A 2,815-nucleotide genomic window follows, 5' to 3' on the forward strand; every position below is an offset into this window, starting at 1 on the left:
GTAACCATGCGGCGTAGGCCGCAGTGCGTCTACGTCGGACCGTCGGATCGCGAGAGCAGGTCGGGATTGGCCTTGTAGATTTCGACGAGGCCCTTGAGCGTTTCGATGCCGAAGTCAGTGAACGCCATGACGCTGTCGTCACCTGGTCCGTAGACCCAGATCACGCCGTCCTCCGGATCCATTTCATTGGCGACGTCCCACAGCCAGTCCTCGTCCTCGCCGAGCATTTCGGCGACGCGGGTGATGATATGGACATGGTGGACCTTGTTGACCTGCAAGGTCAGGCTGCCGCGGCCGACAACGCGGATGGCTGGGGCATCCAGTTCCACGGCAACAACTCGTCGATCCGATGAGCCGGGTGCGTCGCGATCCTGGCGAGCACGTCGGCGAGCCAGGCCTGGGGATCGACATCGTTCATCTTGGCGGTGACGATGAGGCTATACATGGCGGCAGCGCGTTGACCGCCCCGGTCCGACCCGCAGAACAGCCATGATTTTCGTCCCAAAGCGATGCCGCGCAGCGCGCGTTCGGCGGCATTGTTCGACAAGCACACCCGCCCGTCGTCCAAGAACAACGTGAAGGCCGCCCAACGCTTGAGGATATAGTCGATGGCCCTGGCGAGATCATGGCCGCGGGAGAGCTTGGCTCGCTGCTCGCGCATGTAGACCGCAAGCGCATCGACCAGCGGCTTGCTCAGCTCCTGGCGTACCGTCTGGCGCTCCTGCGCAGTCCTGCCGTTGATCGGCCGCTCGATCTCGAACAGGGCATCGATGCGGCGCACGACCTCGATCGCGATGGGAGAGAGCGCGATCGTCTTCTTGCCCGATGCCTGCCGCCGGGCATTCTCCGCGAGATCGGCCATGGCGAAGAACGGGCGCCTGGCGTGAACCCAGCACCCTGCTTCCAAAATCCGCCCGGGACTTCGCCCAGGCAGATAGAGCTGCCGATAGCCATCGAAGGCGTCGGCTTGGAACAGCCCGGCATAGCCGGCGAGATGGGTCTGTGGATGCTCGCCCCTGCGGTCGCGGGAGTAATAGAACGCCGCCGCCGGCGGCGATGTCCCACCAAACGGCCTGTCATCGCGGACGTAGACCCAACATCGTCCCGTATCGGTCTTGCCTTTGGCCAGAACCGGCACGGTCGTGTCGTCGCCATGCAGGCGTTCGGCCGCCATGACATGCGCTTCGACCCGTCTCAAAATCGGATCGAGGGCCGCGCAGCCCGACCCCACGGCGTCGGCCATGGTCGAGAGGCTGACCGGAACGCCTTCCAGGGCATAGCGCTCGGCCTGTCGGTTCAAGGGCTGATGCTGGCCGAACTTCTCGAACAGGATCATCGCCAGCAGGTTGGCGCCGGCCCATCCACGGGGGATCACGTGGAAGGGCGCCGGCGCCTGGCTGACCTTCTCGCAATCCCGGCAGGTGAACTTCTCCCGCACGGTTTCGATCACCTTCCATTGGCGCGGGATCGCTTCCAGGGTCCGGGTGACATCCTCGCCCAGCTTGCGCAGCCGATTGCCGCCACAGCAGTCACATGCCGTCGGCGGATCGATGACCACGCGCTCGCGCGGCAGGTGATCGGGGAAGGTATTCCGCTCGGGGCGCTTGCGGGTGAACCCCGCCACAAGCGTCGCCTTGGCCACGGCCAGCTCCGCAGCCAGCTCATCTTGCGTGGCACTCGCTTCCAGTTCCTCGAACTGCAGCGCCAGCTGGTCGATGAGGCGCTCCGAGCGCTCGGAGCGAGGGCCGTAGATCTGCCGCTCCAGCTTGGCGATCCGCAGCTTCTGATGGGCGATCAGGGCCAGGTCTTCGGACGCCTTCGCACGCGCCACCGCCAGTTCGGCGGCCACGTCGCGCATCCTCGCGCGCTCGATCGTCAACGCCGCCTTCAGCGCGTCGATATCGTCGGGCAGGTCGGCAAAAGCGGCGGCCATGACCATGAGTGAATCATGAATCGCGCCCGCTGACTCCTAAAAAATGAAGCGTCCCGACCTTACCCGGCGCTGCTTGGTCGCCATGTGTGCCGAGGGTTTCGCCAGTCGATGCCGTCGAGCATATAGGCTAGCTGCGCCGCCGAGATCGCGACCACGCCCTCCGTCGGCGACGGCCAGATGAAGCGGCCCTTTTCCAGCCGCTTCGCATAAAGCGACATGCCCAGGCCGTCATGCCAAAGGATCTTGACCAGGTCGCCACGGGCGCCTCTGAAAACGTACAAGTCGCCAGCGTGCGGGTCGCGACCCAGTGCTTCCTGAACCTGAAGGGCCAGCCCTGTCATACCGCGGCGCATGTCCGTCCGGCCCATGGACAGCCACACCCGGACGCCAGACGGAACCGGGATCATCGGCGCTCCAGGGCGTCAACGATGCGACGCAGCGCCTTGCCATCAATGCCGGCATCGACCCGGATACGGTAGCCGCGCGGCAACTCGATTTCCACCCGACCGGCATCAGACGCAACCGAGCTGGGCTTCTCGTGCTTCTCAGCCTGCTCACCGGTGATCGTGATCGGCAGCAGCGAAGGCCCGCCCGCCCCGGGCTCGGCCAACAATCCATCGCGATACAGCCGGCGCCAGATGAAAAGAAGGTTCGTGTTGACGTCATAGCGCCGCGCAATCACCGACACCGACGCTCCGGGTTCCAAAGAAGCCGCGACGATCTCCCGCTTCTGCGCGTCGCTCCAACTCCGCCGAACACGCCGCGCCTCGCTCATGTCCATCATCGCCTTAATGGACACTGACCACCCTCACGCGCCAATCATCGGCACATCATCGGCCATCGACATCTGCGGAAAAAGGCGGCTCACGCCGGAGGGCTACG

General features: G+C 64.9%; 4 protein-coding genes. All 4 read right to left on the bottom strand.

The window, feature by feature from the left end:
- Positions 1-29: 29 nt before the first annotated feature.
- The 4 genes from ACFPOB_RS26285 to tnpA are packed head-to-tail and all read right to left on the bottom strand — an operon-like array spanning position 30 to position 2,708.
- Positions 30-329: a hypothetical protein gene (locus ACFPOB_RS26285; protein ID WP_377801260.1), complete on the bottom strand. Its 300-nt coding sequence runs from the start codon at positions 327-329 to the stop codon at positions 30-32.
- Positions 281-1,933: an IS66 family transposase gene (gene tnpC, locus ACFPOB_RS26290; protein ID WP_377801262.1), complete on the bottom strand. Its 1,653-nt coding sequence runs from the start codon at positions 1,931-1,933 to the stop codon at positions 281-283. The genes ACFPOB_RS26285 and tnpC overlap by 49 nt, the downstream gene beginning before the upstream one ends.
- 59 nt (positions 1,934-1,992) lie before the next feature.
- The gene (gene tnpB, locus ACFPOB_RS26295; RefSeq protein ID WP_377801261.1) at positions 1,993-2,340 is read right to left on the bottom strand and encodes an IS66 family insertion sequence element accessory protein TnpB; all 348 of its coding nucleotides are present in this window, start codon (positions 2,338-2,340) and stop codon (positions 1,993-1,995) included.
- On the bottom strand, positions 2,337-2,708 hold the full coding sequence (gene tnpA / locus ACFPOB_RS26300; protein WP_372688905.1) for an IS66-like element accessory protein TnpA: 372 nt from the start codon (positions 2,706-2,708) through the stop codon (positions 2,337-2,339). Before tnpA ends, tnpB begins: the two co-directional genes overlap by 4 nt.
- Positions 2,709-2,815: the final 107 nt, after the last annotated feature.

The organism is Allobosea eneae (assembly GCF_042657265.1).
Classification (GTDB): Bacteria; Pseudomonadota; Alphaproteobacteria; order Rhizobiales; family Beijerinckiaceae; genus Allobosea; species Allobosea eneae.

What these genes read in the sequence shown, in the direction of transcription:
- tnpC (WP_377801262.1), bottom strand. Translation starts at nt 1,933, where the DNA reads ATGGCCGCCGCTTTTGCCGACCTGCCCGACGATATCGACGCGCTGAAG.
- tnpB (WP_377801261.1), bottom strand. Translation starts at nt 2,340, where the DNA reads ATGATCCCGGTTCCGTCTGGCGTCCGGGTGTGGCTGTCCATGGGCCGG.
- tnpA (WP_372688905.1), bottom strand. Translation starts at nt 2,708, where the DNA reads ATGAGCGAGGCGCGGCGTGTTCGGCGGAGTTGGAGCGACGCGCAGAAG.